Below are 17,434 nucleotides of genomic sequence, written 5' to 3' on the forward strand. Positions count from 1 at the left end.
CTGCTCGGACGTGATGTGTAATATAATCGGCGCCAAAATATAAGTATAAAAACCAAATCATAGAATTAATAAACGTCAGGGCTTAGAGAGCAAAGTATTTCGTATGAACGCGATTCGTAAAGTTTACCAGTACGCAGAACCGAATTTAACCCTCGTGGGTTGGATGGGCTTTGTCGGCTTCCCAATTTACTACATTGTGTGGGAGTTTTTGTTCCCGCAACCCTACGAAAACTTAGCGCTTCGCCTGTTTTGCTCGGTATTGTTCTTTGGCATTATATTTCGCAATCGCGTCCCATTTGAATGGCGAAAATACCTTCCGGCTTATTATCAAGTTGCCGTAACTATCTGTTTGCCAGGTTTCTTCTTCTACATGCTGCTAATGAATAATTGGTCCAACGTTTGGGTTATGTCATTCATGTCGGCTATTTTCCTCCATATTTTATTGGTGCACGTGACGAGAGTGATGTTTGCACAAACCTTTGCCGGTATTGGGATTGCCACCTTATGCGCTTGGGTAGCACAAGGCTTCTACCTAGAACTCACAATGGATTGGACGCATGTGCCAATCTTTTTGTTTATCTACTTATTCGGCAACTTGTTCTACTTCCGCAATCAGGTGGAACATGAAAACAAGGTGTCATTGGCGAAGTCTTTTGGTGCAGGTATCGCCCATGAGATGCGAAACCCTCTAAGCGGTTTGCTTACCTCTATTGATGTCATGCAGTCCATATTGCCGAACCCTAAAAGTGGCGATCAAAAAGGGCAATATGCGTTAAGCAATGAGGAAGTGATTCAGCTGCGTGAAGTGGGCGATGAAGCGATGGAGATCATTCATTCCGGTAACGAAACGATAGATCTGTTACTGACTTCAATTGATGAAAACCGAGTCTCTCGCTCTACGTTTAAGAAGCACTCAGCGCAAGCGGTGGTTGAGAATGCGATAGACAGCTTCAATTACAAGCGCTCTGCTGATAAGTCAGCAATCTCCTTGGATGTGCAGAGTAACTTTGAGTTCTTGGGTAGCGACACCTTGTTGAAATACGTCATGTATAATCTGTTCAAGAATGCGTTCCATCATCGTAGCCCTGAAGATTTTCATATTCATGTCACCATGTTCAGTGATGAAGTGACGAACCAGATAATGGTGACGGATAACGGCTCTGGTATTTCGAGCGATATCATTCGTCGTATTTTCCAAGACTTTTACACCACAGGCCAGTCGGGTAATTACGGTTTAGGTTTGCCATTTTGTCAGAAGGTCATGCGCTCGTTTGGTGGTGAGATTAAATGCCAGTCTGAAGTGGATCAATGGACACAGTTCACGATGACTTTTCCATCTTTGTCTTCCCATTCGGTGAAAGAAATCAAGAATGAACTGACTAAACTTAAGACTGTGCTAATGGTGAGTGACCAGAAAGTTCTCACCAATAAAATGACTGAGGTAGCCCGTTTTATGGGGTTTGAGCTCACGGTGTTGGATGTAGCATCTGCGCTTAAAAATAAGGAATACCAGTTCGAATTCGACTTGATATTCGTTGACATGGAGAGCTTGGATTTAAGAGCAAGTTGCCTCGATAGGATTGAATCTTTACTTTCATTCACTGAAGCTCGAATCATCTATTTGTATGAACATCACCCAATTAAACGTGTCCGAAACGTTGCTTTTGAACCTATTTGGGTGGAAACACAAGTTTGGCTACTGAATACCAAGGCGACCATTGAACGCTTACTTTTCGACTCCAACTATGTGATGCCATCAGTTTCTGTAAAACCGTTAGAAGCTACCAATAAGCGCACGATCATGGTGGTCGATGATAACGAATCTCTGCGCCGATTTACCGCGATGTTATTGGAAAAGCAGGGCTTTGATGTTGTGCAGAAAGAAGATGGCCAACAAGCATTAGACGCGTTGGATAGCGACGAGATCGACTTGATTCTGATGGATATCGAAATGCCCATCATGGATGGAGTGGAAGCTTCACGCCGAATTCGAAGTGCCAATAAAGCGTACTCTTCGGTGCCAATTATTGCTCACACAGGTGACAGTTCTCCTGTGACATTGGAAAAAATGGAATCATCAGGCATGTCAGATTTTATCGTGAAACCGGCAGACAAAAATCGATTGTTCGACAAAATTGCTCACTGGATTTGATTTGTTGTACCGTCCGGTTATCCAGCTGAGCTAGATGAATAGATGAATAGATGAATAGATGAATAGATGAACACAAGAAAAGAGCTCAGCAATTCGCTGGGCTCTTTTTGTATCGCGACATGATAGCGTCCATTCAGTCCTGCCGTTTATATTGATTATCGGAAGGGGGTCTTATCTTTCAAAGAATCCTGTTGTGTGAATTACCGTTACAATCACACGAATTCTAATTCCGGATGATTGTACACTTCATGACAAACGGTGAGCACATGGTCAATATCTCTTGGTGTCATGTCGGCATTGACCGAAAATCGGATGATGTTTTTGTTTTTGCCCGTCGCGGGGCGGCAGAAAACCGCACCAAATACATCTCGTTCTTCGAGGAAATCACGAACACGTTCGGTGTTTCTTTCACTACCACATTCTAGTGCCACGATTTGAGACTCGCTGCGGATGTTAAAGCCAATCCGTTTGAGGCCAGTAGTAAGCGATTTAGCGCTTTTGAATAAGGCTTCTCGTTTGTCTTCTGCGCCTTTTATTACCTCTAATGTTTTCTCTAAACGAACCACCTCTTGTGGTAACACGGTCGAGCTGAAAATAGCTGGATACGCGACAAAAGGTAAGGTTTCTGAAAGCTGCTTTGGCCCAAGGATAGCACCTGCACGATAGGCAAAGGTTTTAGCCAAGCTAACGGTAATGAAGTCGACTTGATTAGTGAGACCCAATGCGTGAACTAAGCCAGCACCATTTTCCCCATGCGTACCCAGTGAATGCGATTCATCAACGACAACGGCACAATCAAACTCTTGCGCCATTTCGTAGATGTCGCGTAGTGGGGCGATGGTGCCGATTGTGCTGTAAATCGAATCGACCACAATAACGCCTGAGCCGTGGCGCTCTAGTTGTTTGCGCAGGTGATTCATATTGTTATGCATAAACGGGTGGGCGAGGGCGCCTGCAGCGCGAATGCCTTCCCATAGCGACATGTGTGCAAAGAAGTCAATGTACACAGGTGTGCCCGGTGGGCAGATGGTTTGCAATAGCCCAATATTAGCAGCCCAGCCAGACTGAGAAAGCAAACAGCTCTCCATTCCGACATAGTTCGCGAGCTCAGTTTCAAACGCAGGTTTAGACTGCTCATCTTGTAAGAAAATTGCAGACATCACTACGTTGTCATCTTGTTCGACAATCGCCGCTTGATGGGCCTCTTGGATCGGTTTGTTATGTGACAGCGCTAAGTAATCATTGCTCTGCATCACAACGGAATTACGCTGGGGGCGTTTACCCAATACTAAATGCTTCTGGCTTTGGTTCTGGGTAATCAGGTCTTGAATATAGAAGTTCAAGCGTTCTTCGATAAAGGAAGGTAGTGGTTTGTTTTTTGTTTTATCACTCATAATAGTTCTCTTCAAATACAGGAAAACGCCAGCGCTGACGGCTGTATATTGACGATAAAAAGTGATGTGTCATTAGCCAAGTTGCATAATTTTGTGGGTGCTTGCAAACTCAGCATTTAAGGGTTTTGAGGCGAGTGGGTTTCCTTACGGTTCGGGGCTTTACCCGAATTAAGATAGGAATAATAGCCTTCTTTTTTATGACAAAAGGCTATTAGAATTCGGCATTCGAAGGCATTTAAAAAAGCGGATTTTGAAAGGCTACGTGCTACGTGCTGTTAGCTGTGAATATGGATAAGCTCGATTAAGGCATCCAATTGCTGCTTGGCTCCACCCTCTAACGAATACCCAATATTGATGCGTAAGCAATTGCTGTAAAGGTCGAGAGTGCTGAACAGGTGTCCAAGCCTAATATCAATGTTCTTCTCGGTAATGCCCTGAGCAAAGGCTGACTGGTTCAAGCTTGGGATTTGCAGCCAAAGCACCATGCCACCTTGTGGATTACTTATCTTCACATCTTGAGGAAGGTGCTGAGCCAAATAACTTAGGTATTGTTGGCGCAAAGACAAGATCTGAGTGCATCTTCTCCTCACGTGCTTAGCGTATTGGCCAGATCCAATAAAGTCAGCAACCGCAAGCTGAGTGGGCAGGGCAACGCCGTAGCTCGCAGCTGAGAACTGAGCCTTGTATTCGTTGATAAACCTGCCCGGCAAGCAGCATCCCAAACGGTAACTCGGTGACAAATTTTTCGATACTGATCCACACCATAAGACATATCCGCCTTTGTCGTAGTATTTCGCGGGGAGCGGCGTGTGTGAGGAGTAGGACAGTTCCAGATACACATCATCTTCAATGATCGGCACTCGATAGTGATTCGCTAATTCAGCCAGTTTCTGCTTTTGAGTGGCTGACATGTTGATCCCTTGAGGGTTCATATGAGAGGTACAAAAGATCGCGGCATCGACTTGTTTATTTTTCAAATGCGCTTCCAGTTGTTGCAAGTCGACACCATCATCTAGAGACGGGATCTCGATGATTTTTCGCGACATTTGTCCGAGCAATTCCAGAATACCGTTGAAACATGGCGAGCTAATAGCGATGGTGTCGCCTTCTTTGGTACACGATTCAAGTGCGGCCTTAATCGCAGACATACAGCCAGCCGTAATCACCATCTCTTCAGGTGAAAAGTGCACATCGAGCTTGGCAAAATGAGTGGATAATGCCTGTCGTAAAATCGGCTCACCTTGTGTATCTGGGTAATGGTTAAGCCTGTTGCTCATACGCCTAATAGCGCGACGAAAACTTCGTTCCAGTTCAACGATCGACTGCTCATCATTAGTGGTGCTCGAAACCCCTGAAGGCCCATTGATTGACTTGTGAGTCGATGAGGTTTGCCTAACGCTGGACACCTTACTCTCAAACTGTGCCCACTCTGGGGTTGAGTGAGCAGGTTTATGAGGAGAAACAAAATATCCCGCTTGCGGTCGAGAATGAATCCAACCTTGTGATTCCAGTTCTTGGTAGCAGCTCACCACGGTCGACATGCTGATCGCCTGTTGCTTGGCGCTACTTAGTCAGTTAAGGCTTTGTGTTCGGTGTGGGTATCTGGGGTATGGCTTCATGGTCGATCACTGCTGGTTTATCGTCTGGGCTTTCATCGGTCTTGCTTTCAACCAACGTATTAATCGGCATGGCGGTTGGCGTGTGGGTGTTCAAGGAGAGTGCTTCCGTTCGTAAATTAATGGGTGCGATGCTAGCCATGTGTGCCTTAGCGGTGTTGGTTTCCGCAGCAACGGGCAACGTGACACTCAAAGGTGTTATCTTGATTATGATAGCGGCATGCAGTTGGACCTTGATGGGCGTGATTGTTAAGGCATCTAAAACCACTCAGGCTTTTGCATTTAATGTGTGGGGGATGCTGTTTGCTCCGGTGCCATTGGTGTTGTTTGCCGTGATGTTACACGGTGACCAAATCATCTGGCAGGGTATTGAACAATGGGATTGGAATACGACGATTGCGGTGCTGTTTCAGGCTTATCCAACCACGCTATTTGGTTATTGGGTGTGGAATAAGTTATTAATCCAATACCCGTTAAGCACAACCGCACCGTTAACCTTGCTGGTGCCAATATTCGCATTGATAAGTGGTTACTTTATGTATGACGAAGTATTGTCAGTCGCTCAAGTTGTTGCATCGGTACTGTTTCTAATCGGGATTGGTTTGATTGTGAAGCCTGCGAATGTAACGAATACCAAAGCGACACAAACACTTGCTGAACAAAAATGATTGAAGAAAGCTGATATTGCATGAGCAGCTTTGAATGACAAATAAGACCTCGCACTTGTGAGGTCTTATTCTATGTCGAAGAAGTGAAGTTATTTAAATAACCAACTTACTAAGCAATCAACTAACCATACACGCAAGTAACTGGCTCTCAAGATCATATTCTATTTCTAGACCGATCATTTCTATTCTGATTTCGATACACTTATCGAGTTCTGATTCCGTCAAGCCATCCTCTGTTAAGTTGTAACCGAAAACCTCAAAAGAACATAGGCTTTTATAAGTGAATTCGAATTAAATTCTGAAATGATACAAACCTTATATTTAATAACGCTTATTTAGTAACCTTTGTTGAGTCCCATATCAAATCAAGTGGCTGATTTTATTGGGTATCGGAGAAAAGTCTCAAAAATTATTATTTAGTTCGCTAAAGTTTTAAATTCTATTAATGGTTGTTTGTATGGAATATAACTCCATTTCGTTACTGTTGAGTAGATGGTTTTTAGCTATATATGTGAAATTTGAAGCGAGTTATCTTTCTGATTTGAAAGAATAATTAAATAGTTAAGATAAAAAAGTTGGCGAAAATCAGAAGCTTGGCATACACTTTCCTTGTAAATGACCTTATCTCATTGATTGAATAGGGTAAATGCTTTGGCGCTACTGGCGATGGTAGCAATGTTTAACATAGCTTTGAGGAAAGTTTTATGGCACTCACGAAGGCCGATTTGGCTGAGAACCTGTTTGAGACACTCGGATACAGCAAGCGGGATGCCAAGGAAACGGTGGAAGTGTTTTTCGAAGAAGTTCGTAAAGCGCTCGAAAATGGCGAACAGGTAAAACTGTCTGGTTTTGGTAATTTTGATCTTCGCGAGAAAAACGAGCGACCTGGTCGTAACCCGAAAACTGGTGAAGACATTCCAATTTCTGCTCGACGTGTTGTTACTTTTAGACCGGGACAAAAACTAAAGGCCCGTGTCGAAAATATTAAAATCGAGAAGTAGCCAAGCAATAGACCACGCCTAGCGTGGTCTTTTTGTATCTGCATAGAGTTTAAGCTAAACGCATTTCTTTAATTTTTAGTAACCTTTCTCAAACTCCATCTATTTACTGTCCGGTAAGAACTTGCTTTAGATGCGAAAACAGAGGCTAGGCCTCTGACTTTGAATCTTCACTCTAAAGGGCTTGTTGAACCTTACTTGCGATGTCTTCAGACACCCAAGGCTTCCATACCTGTGGTGAGCTTTCTAGAAAGTAATACATGGCTTCTTCGGCGTCGGCTTGGTTGTCTTCCATCCAGGCCAGCAACTCACTCATTTGTTTATTGGTAAAACCACGCTTTTCAAAGTATTGGTAGGCAAGAGGTTCGTTATTAGCAAAGGCTTCTGTGGTGATTGTGTGAACCGGTGCTGGTGGATACATGGTCACTTTAGGAGATTCACAATCAGGTTGTGTCGTACAGTTACGGAATTCCTCAATGTCAGTACCACTTCCGAAATCAACCTTCACCATTTCATACTTACCTAGCACAGGCGTAGGCGACCAGTAATATCCAAACCATGCTTTTTTGCGTTCGTAAGCTTTCGCTATCGTACCTGCTAAAGCGGCGCCTGAGCCGGGATCAACCATTTCAAAATTGTGATCTTCTAACTTAAGCGCATCGAACAGGTGACCGGAGGTAATCTGACAAGTCCAACCCGCAGGGCAGCTATAAAACGCAAACTTCTCATCATCTTCTGGGTGTTCAAACAGCTTTGCGTTTTTAATCACACCTTCAATGGTTGTAAGCTCTGGGTACTGTTCAACAAGGTAGTTTGGTACCCAGAAACCTTCTTCACCGCCGTTGACCAAAGACTTGCCCGCGTAACGTAGACGCTTATCCGCAACACCCTTATCCAACGCTTCTTTGATGCCATTAGTCCAAAGCTCTGGCGCAACATCAGGTTGACCTTTTTCAATCATTGACGTGCCCGTAGGGACGCTATCACCGGGGATTAAGTCCGCTTCACAGCCGTAGCCGTTATTCAAAATGAATTGGTCGACATGAGCAATAAGGCTCGCCGAGTTCCAGTTCATGTCTGCAATGGTGATCTTTCCGCATTCGTCAGCACTAGCGTGTACAGAAAACGCAGCAAGTAGCGCGATGGAAAGCATGGATTTGTTATTCTGCATTGACGTAATTCCTTTTCTTGTCAGAAGCTTATTCGCTATAGAAACAGAAATGTTCGACGGAGAAAAGAGACTGAGATCTAAATTTAAACGATCTGATTATTTGGGATAGGAAGTGGAGAGGCTACTCAACAAGTACTAAAAAGGGCTGCGAGTGCAGCCCTTGTGATGTTTATTGGAATAGCCTATCTATGTGTTAAGCCGCTTTAATGTGCGTTGTAATGTACGGTTGCCATGCTTGTTGGTAAAGCTCTAAAGATTGGCGTCGTAGGCTATTGATTTGTGCCGCTTCGATATCGTTGATTGGGCGATGTTCTGCAATTGCGTGACGCTCAATACCTTGGATAATTTCGTACAGCTCGTGCTCAGGACCACTTTTCACATCAGCAATCGCTTTTAAGTGAAGTTGAACCTCTGCAATGATGTTGGTTTTAGGCAAACGAACCAACAAGTTAAGGTCACGGTAACCAGAGTCAGCCGGCGATTTAAACTTATTTTTCAGCTTAACAACGTCTGCTTCACGGCTTAGCGCTTCGTAAACTTCAACCAAGCTCTCTACATCGTTCGCGATGATAGTTGCACGGGTTAAGTCGGTAATTTTTGTCACATCACCATCAAGCTCAAGGGCGATTTTTTCTTCTGCGCGAGCTTGAGATTTAACGCCAGCAAATAGCGCTTCAGAATTGGTGAGTAGGGCAGTACTTTTACAGATAGTTTCTAGTTCAGCTTGGCCTTGATGCGCTTTGCTGTACAAAATATCGAAGTCGGTGTAAGGCTGAGTCGGGCGTGAGTCGAAGGCCTTGATGCCGTAAAGGCCGCTCAAACTATGACGGAATACGTTTGAAGATACTTGGTTTTGCGCAGGAGTGCGCGTTTGATCTGTTGAACTTGTTGAAACAGGTGCTGCTGCGAATGCAGGCGCTCGGCTCAATACCAAAAGCATTAGGGCCGTCGTACGGAGAAATACACTCATTCAAACTCCAAAATACAAGGTTACAAAAAACGGGTAGTCAAAAGGGGTAACCAGTAACGCACAAGAGTAAAAACAGCTTAACTAATTTCACTACATATTAAATGAGGCTAGCTAAGACAGAAACCAATTCTAACGTTTAATATTGCTTTAAAATGTGAAGATATAGCCAAATAACCCAACCGTTAGTTCCGCAATTATCAGAACTTTGAACTTAGCCAGTTTCTGATTTTATCGAAATCAATTTAGTACTTTAAACCAAGCTAAGGTTGCTCTTACCTCTCTATACTGTACCCTTGCATTATGACTGTTTAACATGAACGAAAGATGAATAATCCTGAATTTTGGCACAATAAATGGGCAGCCAACCAAATTGGTTTCCACCTCGAAGATGTAAACCCACTTCTGATTAAATTTTGGGAAAAGACTGAGCCTAGCTACGAGAAGAGTGTGTTTGTTCCACTTTGTGGCAAAAGTGAAGATCTGATTTGGCTAGCTTCAAAGCATGAAGATGTTCAAGGTGTCGAGTTAAGCCAGATTGCGGTTCGCGCATTTTTTGCAGAGCACCTTTATACCCCGACTGTGACTCAAATTAGCGGTCAGCACGAGCTCTACCAATTCGATGAACTGAACATCTACACGGGCGATTACTTTTCAGCGCCAATCCAACCTGTCGATACCATTTATGATCGCGCGTCTTTAGTCGCATTGCCTGAAGAGATGCGAGTGCAGTATGTCGAGCGTTTGAAACAACTACTGAAACCGGGTGGTAAGATTCTTTTGGTAACACTGGATTACGACCAAAACGAAATGGCTGGGCCTCCGTTTAGCGTACCTAAGTTAGAGATTGCTCAATTGTTTGCAGGATACAAAATTACATTGTTGAATCAAGATATAGCGAACGATGAACATCCGAAGATTGCTAAGAAAGGCTTGTCTCGCTTCTGTGAAGAAGTGTATTTGATTGAGTCAGACGCTTAAGTTCAGTCTGCTTAGTTAAGCGAACAGATAACACCAACAAAAAGACGGGCTCGATAGCCCGTCTTTTTATGGTTCAGATTTGAACTCGTGATTGTTCAGAATTGAATAGCAGGTTAGTAAATCACTTTTACTTTTGACGCGCTCTCAATTGCATCTTCAATCGCTGTCTCAGTGCTGTTGCGACGAGTAAGCGCCACACCAAGACGACGGCGACCATCGATATCAGGCTTACCAAACAAGCGAACTTGCGTTTGTGGTGCGTCTAGCGCTTCTGCAAGGCCTTCAAAGCGGATATTCGTTGATGTGCCTTGACCAAGGATTACGGCAGAGGCACAAGGGCCATACTGAGTAATTGATTTGATCGGCATACCTGTAAATGCGCGTACGTGTAGTGCAAATTCCGATGAGTCTTGAGACATCAGAGTAACCAAGCCAGTATCATGTGGGCGAGGGGAGACTTCATTGAAGATCACGTGGTCGCCTTTAACGAACAGTTCAACACCAAAGATGCCGTGACCGCCTAATGCGTTAACCACTTGCTCTGCCGTGTATTGCGCCGCTTTAAGTGCGTTGTCAGACATGACCTGTGGCTGCCATGATTCGCGGTAATCACCGTCTTCTTGGCGGTGACCGATAGGCGCACAGAAGTGAACACCGTCGACTGCGCGAACGGTAAGTAGCGTAATTTCGTAATCGAAGTCGATGAAGCCTTCAACGATTACACGACCCGCGCCAGTACGACCGCCTTCTTGTGCGTAGTCCCAAGACTTCTGAATGTCTTCCTCTGTTTTGATAACGCTTTGGCCTTTACCTGAAGAGCTCATTACTGGCTTAACAACGCAAGGCATGCCCACGAATTCAACAGCGGCTGAGAAATCTTCAAAGGTGTCTGCAAAGCGGTAAGGAGAAGTGCTCAGCTTTAGCTCTTCTGCAGCTAGGCGACGGATACCTTCGCGGTTCATCGTTAGCTTAGTCGCATTTGCAGTGGGAACGACATTTAAACCTTGCGCTTCCAGCTCTACCAACTTGCTGGTGGCAATAGCTTCAATTTCAGGAACCACATAATCTGGTTTTTCAAGTTCAATGACTGCTTGCAGTGCATCGCCGTCTAACATGTCTAATACATGACTACGATGTGCAACTTGCATTGCTGGTGCGTCTGCATAACGATCACAAGCAATAACTTCCAAACCTAAACGTTGGCACTCGATAGCAACTTCTTTGCCGAGTTCACCTGAACCTAATAGAAGTACACGAGTAGCATTTTCACGAGTAGCGGTACCAAACATAGAAATTCCTTCCGATCTTTTAAACGATTGATTGAAAACGGGGTGATCATACTTATTTAAATGACAAAAGCAAACGTTTGCGCAAGTTGCTACGTTAATTACAAGTATAAAAAAAGCAGCCCCGTTAAATAGGGCTGCTTATTTAAATTATTGTTAACTAGATGTACTTAGATTGCTAAGTAAGTCACTGGAATGTCGGGATTAATCGCTTCTAATGTAGATTGCGTATCCGCTAGGTGACTGATGCTACCTTCGGCAATTTCAACCAACGCTGCACTTTCAATCTGTTCAAAATCGAAGCCAGCCAGTTTAAGTTGAATCAACGCCACTTGTAGAGGAGGTAAGCTCGGGTTGAACGCTGCGTTTTCAGCGTAAGCACCGGTGAAAATCTCACCCGACGTCAATTGCAGTGAAACACCACTTAGGTTTTTGGTGTAAGGAGCATGGCTGCGGTTTAGTGCTGCTAGCGCTTCTACAACAATAGGCGTTGTTTCTTCGGTCGTGTACTTATGATCAAGCTTAGTCATTAGGCCAGTCGTCACACCTAAATCAGCAGGGCCGAATGAGTCTGGTAGGTACTCTTGCAGAGACATTTCATCACGTTGTGGAAGCTGAACTTTAAGTTCTTTTGCTGTGGTCAGTTCGTTCATGAATTGACGACAGTGACCACAAGGACTGAAGTTTATGGTGATATCTGAGATACCTAGTTCGCCTTTCGTCCAAGCGTGGCTGATTGCAGATTGCTCAGCGTGAACGGTTTGACCAAGTTGAGCACCAGCGATTTCAAGGTTTGCACCAAAATACAGAGTACCAGACAAACCACGCACGATAGCACCAACATAAAAGTCAGATAACGGAGCGTAAGAATACGCTGCGGCAAAAGGAAGTAGCGCAATACGTAGCTCGTCATCCGCTAGACCACTTGCTTGCAGTAGGCTAGCAAATTGTTCTGGAGACAATGTCGCGTCAAAGTTGTCTGCTAATACGATGTCACTCAAAAGTGCTTTGATTGCTGTTGGAGCACTTTCCAGCGCCAGGGTGATACGACTGTTCATGTTGAATCCTTAATTGACCTTAGGCTTTAATTCTATGCAATGCTCAGGAATTTTCTGTGACCTTTATCACTACTGCGTTGTTGTTGTTACATTGGTTTGCATAATTAGAGTGAGGTCACAGATGAAATCGATTGCAAGAGTAAAAACTACCATTGATATCCCACTTATTGGCCTAAACAGGGCGCGATTTGACTGCTATTGCCGAGTAATTGCGAGAAAAAAGCCCAAGCTATCACTGAAATAATCAGGTTATGCTTGGGCTTATTGATATCTGTAACGCTTAAAATTCGCGAACCAGTGAGTTTAGCTATTTACCAACTCATCTATTAGAGCGCGTATAAACTGTAATCAAAGTGGTTAAGAATAGAACCAAACCACGAGCGAAAATATACTCGGTGCGATGATTGAGGTAATGACGCCACAAAGCACAAGAGCCAAAGAACTGAATGCTGCATCTTCCTGATTCTTTTCCGCACAAGTCGCGGTGCCTAAAGCGTGAGACACGGTACCCATGGTTAAACCACGGGCGATCGGGCTCTTAATACCAATGAGGTTGTAGATTGGGTAAGCAAAAATTGCCCCAAATAGACCCACAATCAATACCAGTATTGCCGCAATCGCTGCTTCACCACCTAAATGGCTCGATACTTCCATCGCAATTGGTGTGGTGACTGACTTACCTAATAAACTCGCAATCAAAGTTAAGTCCGCTTTAAAAGCCACTGCTATTAATGCCGTTGTTGTCATCGACATCACACTGCCTAGCGTGCACGCAAAGGTAATGATGCGCCAGTTGGCTCTGATTTGAGGTAGCTGCTCATAAAGTGGGTAAGCAAGTGCAACAACCGCAGGCTGCAGCATGTAGGTAATCCAAGTGTTGTCAGCATAGTAAGTCTCAAACGGTACTCTAAAGAACGTGAGCATCGGAATGATGATACCAATGCTGATAAGCAGGGGGTTACACAGCGGCGAGTTTACTTTTTGACTTACCCAGCGAGCAAATAGGAATACCACGATGGTGAGTAGAATCCACATGATCAGTTACCTCTCGAAAGCAAGCGGTCTAAGAACCATGATAAGGATACTAACACCAATAATGTGCCACCAACGGCGCTCGCCATAATTGGCAATGCGTTCGCGATGAGCATGTCGAAGTGATCCATCAACCCAACACTGATCGGAACAAACAGTAAGATCATTAGGCGGATAATCAAGCTTGCGCCGGGTTGTACCCAGTGCGAAGGAACAATACCAATCACCATGGCGGCAAACAGAATCAACATGCCAAAAATACTGCCAGGGATTGAGGTATCCAAAAAGTGCTGTAACGCGTTACCTGCTGTAAGTGCACCTATGATTAAGGTGAAGGAGATTAAGCAGTAAACCAGTTGGATCAATCTTTCTTTCAAAGTGTTACGTCTCTTGATAATGGAATTAGCTAGCTAACTTTTCTACGTATTGATAAACCGCCTTCAAGATAGCCATTTTCTTCTCGTCGCTTTCATGTTCATGCGCGAGGTTTTCAAGGTTTAGCATGTACTCTTCTAAACGGCTTTCATAAAACTCACGACAATGGTTCGCCCATTTCAATTGCTCAGCTTCGTCGAGCGTCCATGGGAAATGACGAGCACGGTAACGGAACAGTAACGGTTTAATACGTTCATCACCGAAGGTGATATCTAAAGCTGCCAAGTTATTCGGGTCAGTTTCGCGAATGATGTTCATCGCTGTTTTATCAGCAGGTGAGAAGAAACCGTCATAAAGGTGTGTATCAACATCATCACTCTTTTCGTACTCTCGCTCTTGTGAGTACAGGCCGATCAGTTTTTCGCGGATCTCTGGGTGTTCGCGCAGCAGTGCCAAGTTCTTCAAGCATTGTTGGCGATCGATACCGATGGTTTCGGCATTTTCAGCCGTCAGCGTTTTGGCTGGAGCAAGAATAGGGCACTTGTTCAGTTGAACCAATTTGATTGGTACTGGTAGCTCGTCTTCACCCAGTTCACTGCGTTTGGTGTAGAGTCTGTCTCTGAGTTCATCAGCGTCCAGTTCTAACAGTGGGCTTGGATCTTTGGCTAAATCAACCACGATAACCGCATTTTGATTGGTTGGGTGCCAAGCCATAGGCACAATCCAACTTGTGTAGTTGCAGTCACGGCCAAACATGCCCGAAACGTGCATCAATGGTGTCATGTTTACGATATCAACCAGATCATTCAGCTTACGCTTATGACGCATGTTGTAAAGGTAATCGAACATCTTAGGTTGCGCAGCTTTCAGCTTCTTCGCTAACTCGATGGTCGCAATAACATCGGCCATCGCATCGTGCGCGTTCTCGTGTTCAATGCCGTTTGCCACAGATAGGTGTTCCAGTTTGAAGCTTGGGTAACCTTCTTCGTTCTCTGGCCAAACAATGCCTTCAGGACGCAGTGCGTGAACAGCGCGCATTACATCTAATAAATCCCAACGAGAGTTGCCATTCTGCCAGCTCCACGCATATGGGTCGATGAAGTTTCGGTAACAGGTGTAACGCGTTACTTCATCATCAAATCGAATACTGTTGTAGCCAAGGCTTGTGGTGTTAGGTTTCGCTAACTCAGCATGGATCTTAGCGATAAACTCAGGTTCAGGAAGACCTTGTGAAGCCGCTTTCTGTGGTGTGATACGGGTGATCAACGCAGCTTCAGGCGCAGGGAGGTAATCAGCGGGAGGTTGGCAATAGATAACCAGAGGCTCTCCAATAACATTGAAATCTTGGTCGGTACGAACACCTGCAAATTGACTCGGACGGTCTTTTGCTGGGCTAACGCCCCAAGTTTCGTAATCGAAAAAGAAGTAGGTCGGCTGATTATCTGAACTCATTGAATTTCCTGAACAGCAAGCGCAGAACGTTTACTGTGGCTGAAGGTTAGTTTTGTTCAGTATCTGATAGTATGCGGTACGCGTGCAACCCAGATCACAAATAAATTGCCGGAAAACGGTGCTTTACTATTCAATCGAGTCAGTGGGGAAGGTTTTGAAACCAATTGAGGCGGTTTCTTAGTTAATACAATCTGTCTATCGTCCGTTTAATCCGATGGAGGCGAGAGTATCAACTGGACTTTCTGCTTCATGGTTAACTCTCGGTTCTTCAAATCTTTGAATATGGCCTTCCATTCTTGAAAGGTGACCACTATCGGGTTAAAACTGTTCACTGGCTTGGTGACGCCGTAACGCACGGTTTCAACTTCAAGTTCGAACGTACCAAACAACTTATCCCAAATGATCAAAACACCGGCGTAGTTCTTATCGATGTATTGCGGGTTTTTGCCGTGATGTACTCGATGATGCGAAGGGGTGTTAAAGATGTATTCAAGTGGCCCCAAGCTTCGTATCCATTGTGTATGGACAAAGAACTGCAAACCTAGATTCAGAAGCACCACAAAGATGACCCATTTAGGGTCGAAACCTATGATGACGAGCGGCACCCAAAATAGCCACATGCCTGCGAATGGGTACATCAAACTTTGACGGAAAGCTGTGCTAAAGTTCATCTGTTCTGAACTGTGGTGCGCGACGTGCGCGGCCCACATCCAGCGAATACGATGGCTTGCTCTATGGAACCAATAATAGAAAAAGTCTTGCAACACCATCAACACAATGAAACTCAGCACGCCAATTTCAATGTCCATTAAACGCCAACCAAACATCAAGAGATACAACTGCACGACCAATAACCCGGTGATCAAATCGGAGAGTTGATGCATTCCTGCAAGCGTGAAGTTACACATCACTTCTGAAAGTTTATAGCTGGAATTATCTGGCAATCGACCTTGCTTCTGACCGATAAAATACTCAGCCAACATGCACACCACGAATAAGGGCGCTAATACCAGCAGTAGCCATTCTGGGTGATTGATTAATGCGTCGATATTCATGTTTTATCCTTGTTGAGACGCCATACGCGTTCTTAGTATCAAGTTTACTTAGACTTGCTCGCCTGAGATTCAATCAGCAGAATTTCGCTACCAGCGAGCAAAGTGATCTTCTGTTAGGCCAAGAACACCATCGAGTTGATGTGTCACTCCATTGTTGTCTTCAATCGAGCCAGAAAAATGACCAATGAACTGACGAAAGTTACTCTTTAACAGCCATAAATTGAGCTTTTCGTTGCGGTTATTTAAGGGCGTAAAGGTCAGGTTTATACGTCCATCTTGTGATGTTATCTGCCAAGGCAAGTTCGTGTCTTGGCGACTGAACGTAAACTGTACCGGGTTAAGCAAGTGTCTGGTTCCATTGACCCATAACACGTTTTCGCAGCCTCCGGTTTCATTCACGCCCGCCGCGAGGTTTAAGCCAATATCTGTGCCATGGGATTGCGTGTTGATACTTGCCCAGCGCCAACTGGTTTCACGTCTCATGTAACCCGCTGAAAAGTCATAACCAGCACGAGCTTGTTCGAGAACGAGTGATTCTCCTTTGATTTGGATGTCGCCGCTGATGCGTAAAGCATTGTGCTTTTGGGTGTAAGTCCAACCTGAATAACCGGTTGGGCTGCACATCGCCATTGGCAAGCTGTCGGTTTCAGGCTCTAAAGCGATATCGGCCTTGATGAGTTTGGTATTCAAGCGAACTCGCCATTGCCCGCCTTCAATATTAAAGGTGATACTTTGGCCTGCAATGTTTGTCGTACCGTCAAATGGCGAAGCGGTAACTTGTTTATCAAACCCTAATGGCCTCAACCAAGATGACTCTTCTAGATGGTTGTTTTCAATATCGTACAGATAACAAAATGCCGAGCCCAAGTAGCGAATATCCGCGATAGCGACACCAATAATGTGTGTGTCGGTGATGATGCTGACAAACTGAAATTGCTTGTAGTGGAAGTGCTTCTGCCAAGGGGCTGCTTTTGAATCCATCGAGTTTCGGTAGTCAAAGCTCTCGATGTTCAGGTGCTTGGGGATGCCATCGAAATGTCCAATGATCGGCTGACCATTAGAATCAATCAAACTGTGTGGGGCTGGGTTCGTTTTTATCATTGCGATGGTTCACATTAATTTAACAATTAAAGCCATTGTGCGATGAGTAGCGTAGAATTGGGAGGTCATATTCGGACAAGAGCGCGTTGCCAATCACGATTTTGTCAGTAGTGTTGTTGAAGCTGAGT

The 17,434-nt window shown here is 44.6% G+C and carries 13 protein-coding genes and 3 pseudogenes; 4 read left to right on the forward strand and 12 right to left on the reverse strand.

Going from position 1 to position 17,434, the window contains the following annotated elements; all coding sequences use genetic code 11:
* The first annotated feature begins 103 nt into the window (after nucleotides 1–103).
* A complete protein-coding gene (locus AB4486_RS14125; protein ID WP_372117432.1) occupies nucleotides 104–2,152 on the forward strand; it encodes a response regulator in 2,049 nt (682 codons plus the stop codon).
* Nucleotides 2,153–2,364: 212 nt separating this feature from the next.
* Here the strand turns inward: AB4486_RS14125 and cqsA are convergent, their stop codons facing one another.
* Both cqsA and AB4486_RS14135 read right to left on the reverse strand, forming a co-directional pair.
* Nucleotides 2,365–3,546, reverse strand: coding sequence for an alpha-hydroxyketone-type quorum-sensing autoinducer synthase (cqsA, locus tag AB4486_RS14130; RefSeq protein WP_372117435.1), 1,182 nt, complete (start codon nucleotides 3,544–3,546; stop codon nucleotides 2,365–2,367).
* A 275-nt stretch (nucleotides 3,547–3,821) separates the two neighbouring features.
* Nucleotides 3,822–5,108, reverse strand: a pseudogene (locus AB4486_RS14135) (PLP-dependent aminotransferase family protein); the annotation flags it as partial.
* Between AB4486_RS14135 and AB4486_RS14140 the strand changes: the two are divergent.
* Nucleotides 5,099–5,830: pseudogene (locus tag AB4486_RS14140) on the forward strand (DMT family transporter); the annotation flags it as partial. The pseudogenes AB4486_RS14135 and AB4486_RS14140 sit on opposite strands and share 10 nt — an antisense overlap.
* 117 nt (nucleotides 5,831–5,947) lie before the next feature.
* Here AB4486_RS14140 and AB4486_RS14145 read toward each other — a convergent pair.
* A pseudogene (locus tag AB4486_RS14145) lies at nucleotides 5,948–6,085 on the reverse strand (GTP-binding protein); the annotation flags it as partial.
* Nucleotides 6,086–6,534: 449 nt separating this feature from the next.
* Here AB4486_RS14145 and ihfA point away from each other — a divergent pair.
* Entirely contained in the window at nucleotides 6,535–6,831 is a 297-nt protein-coding gene (gene ihfA, locus AB4486_RS14150; protein WP_004734853.1) for an integration host factor subunit alpha, read from the forward strand.
* 172 nt (nucleotides 6,832–7,003) lie between these two features.
* Here ihfA and AB4486_RS14155 read toward each other — a convergent pair whose 3' ends face one another.
* Together AB4486_RS14155 and AB4486_RS14160 are read right to left on the reverse strand one after the other, a co-directional pair.
* Complete coding sequence (locus AB4486_RS14155) at nucleotides 7,004–7,999, reverse strand: ABC transporter substrate-binding protein (RefSeq protein WP_102427801.1); 996 nt, start codon at nucleotides 7,997–7,999, stop codon at nucleotides 7,004–7,006.
* A gap of 193 nt (nucleotides 8,000–8,192) precedes the next feature.
* Entirely contained in the window at nucleotides 8,193–8,969 is a 777-nt protein-coding gene (locus AB4486_RS14160; RefSeq protein ID WP_372117438.1) for a phosphoribosylglycinamide formyltransferase, read from the reverse strand.
* A gap of 324 nt (nucleotides 8,970–9,293) precedes the next feature.
* Between AB4486_RS14160 and AB4486_RS14165 the strand changes: the two genes are divergently transcribed.
* Nucleotides 9,294–9,947 carry a thiopurine S-methyltransferase gene (locus AB4486_RS14165; RefSeq protein ID WP_372117441.1) on the forward strand — a complete coding sequence of 218 codons (654 nt, stop codon included), beginning with the start codon at nucleotides 9,294–9,296 and terminating at the stop codon, nucleotides 9,945–9,947.
* A 113-nt stretch (nucleotides 9,948–10,060) separates the two neighbouring features.
* On the opposite strand, the gene purT is transcribed toward AB4486_RS14165, so the two are convergent.
* The 7 genes from purT to AB4486_RS14200 all read right to left on the reverse strand — a co-directional run bounded on the left by purT (nucleotide 10,061) and on the right by AB4486_RS14200 (nucleotide 17,306).
* Nucleotides 10,061–11,236, reverse strand: coding sequence for a formate-dependent phosphoribosylglycinamide formyltransferase (purT, locus tag AB4486_RS14170; protein WP_102333250.1), 1,176 nt, complete (start codon nucleotides 11,234–11,236; stop codon nucleotides 10,061–10,063).
* A gap of 167 nt (nucleotides 11,237–11,403) precedes the next feature.
* On the reverse strand, nucleotides 11,404–12,291 hold the full coding sequence (gene cdd, locus AB4486_RS14175; protein ID WP_372117443.1) for a cytidine deaminase: 888 nt from the start codon (nucleotides 12,289–12,291) through the stop codon (nucleotides 11,404–11,406).
* A gap of 357 nt (nucleotides 12,292–12,648) precedes the next feature.
* Entirely contained in the window at nucleotides 12,649–13,326 is a 678-nt protein-coding gene (locus AB4486_RS14180) for an LrgB family protein (protein ID WP_372102221.1), read from the reverse strand.
* A gap of 2 nt (nucleotides 13,327–13,328) precedes the next feature.
* Nucleotides 13,329–13,700 (reverse strand): CidA/LrgA family protein, encoded by a 372-nt coding sequence (locus AB4486_RS14185; protein WP_004734867.1) that lies wholly within the window; start codon nucleotides 13,698–13,700, stop codon nucleotides 13,329–13,331.
* Between the two features lie 25 nt (nucleotides 13,701–13,725).
* On the reverse strand, nucleotides 13,726–15,150 hold the full coding sequence (gene sbcB, locus AB4486_RS14190) for an exodeoxyribonuclease I (RefSeq protein WP_017091224.1): 1,425 nt from the start codon (nucleotides 15,148–15,150) through the stop codon (nucleotides 13,726–13,728).
* Nucleotides 15,151–15,356: 206 nt separating this feature from the next.
* Nucleotides 15,357–16,205, reverse strand: a complete 849-nt coding sequence (locus AB4486_RS14195) for a sterol desaturase family protein (protein WP_372117447.1) — start codon at nucleotides 16,203–16,205, stop codon at nucleotides 15,357–15,359.
* An 87-nt stretch (nucleotides 16,206–16,292) separates the two neighbouring features.
* Nucleotides 16,293–17,306, reverse strand: coding sequence for a DUF2804 domain-containing protein (locus AB4486_RS14200; protein ID WP_108223791.1), 1,014 nt, complete (start codon nucleotides 17,304–17,306; stop codon nucleotides 16,293–16,295).
* Nucleotides 17,307–17,434: the final 128 nt, after the last annotated feature.

Source organism: Vibrio sp. 10N.222.55.C6, from assembly GCF_041473395.1.
Taxonomy (GTDB): Bacteria; Pseudomonadota; Gammaproteobacteria; order Enterobacterales; family Vibrionaceae; genus Vibrio; species Vibrio crassostreae_C.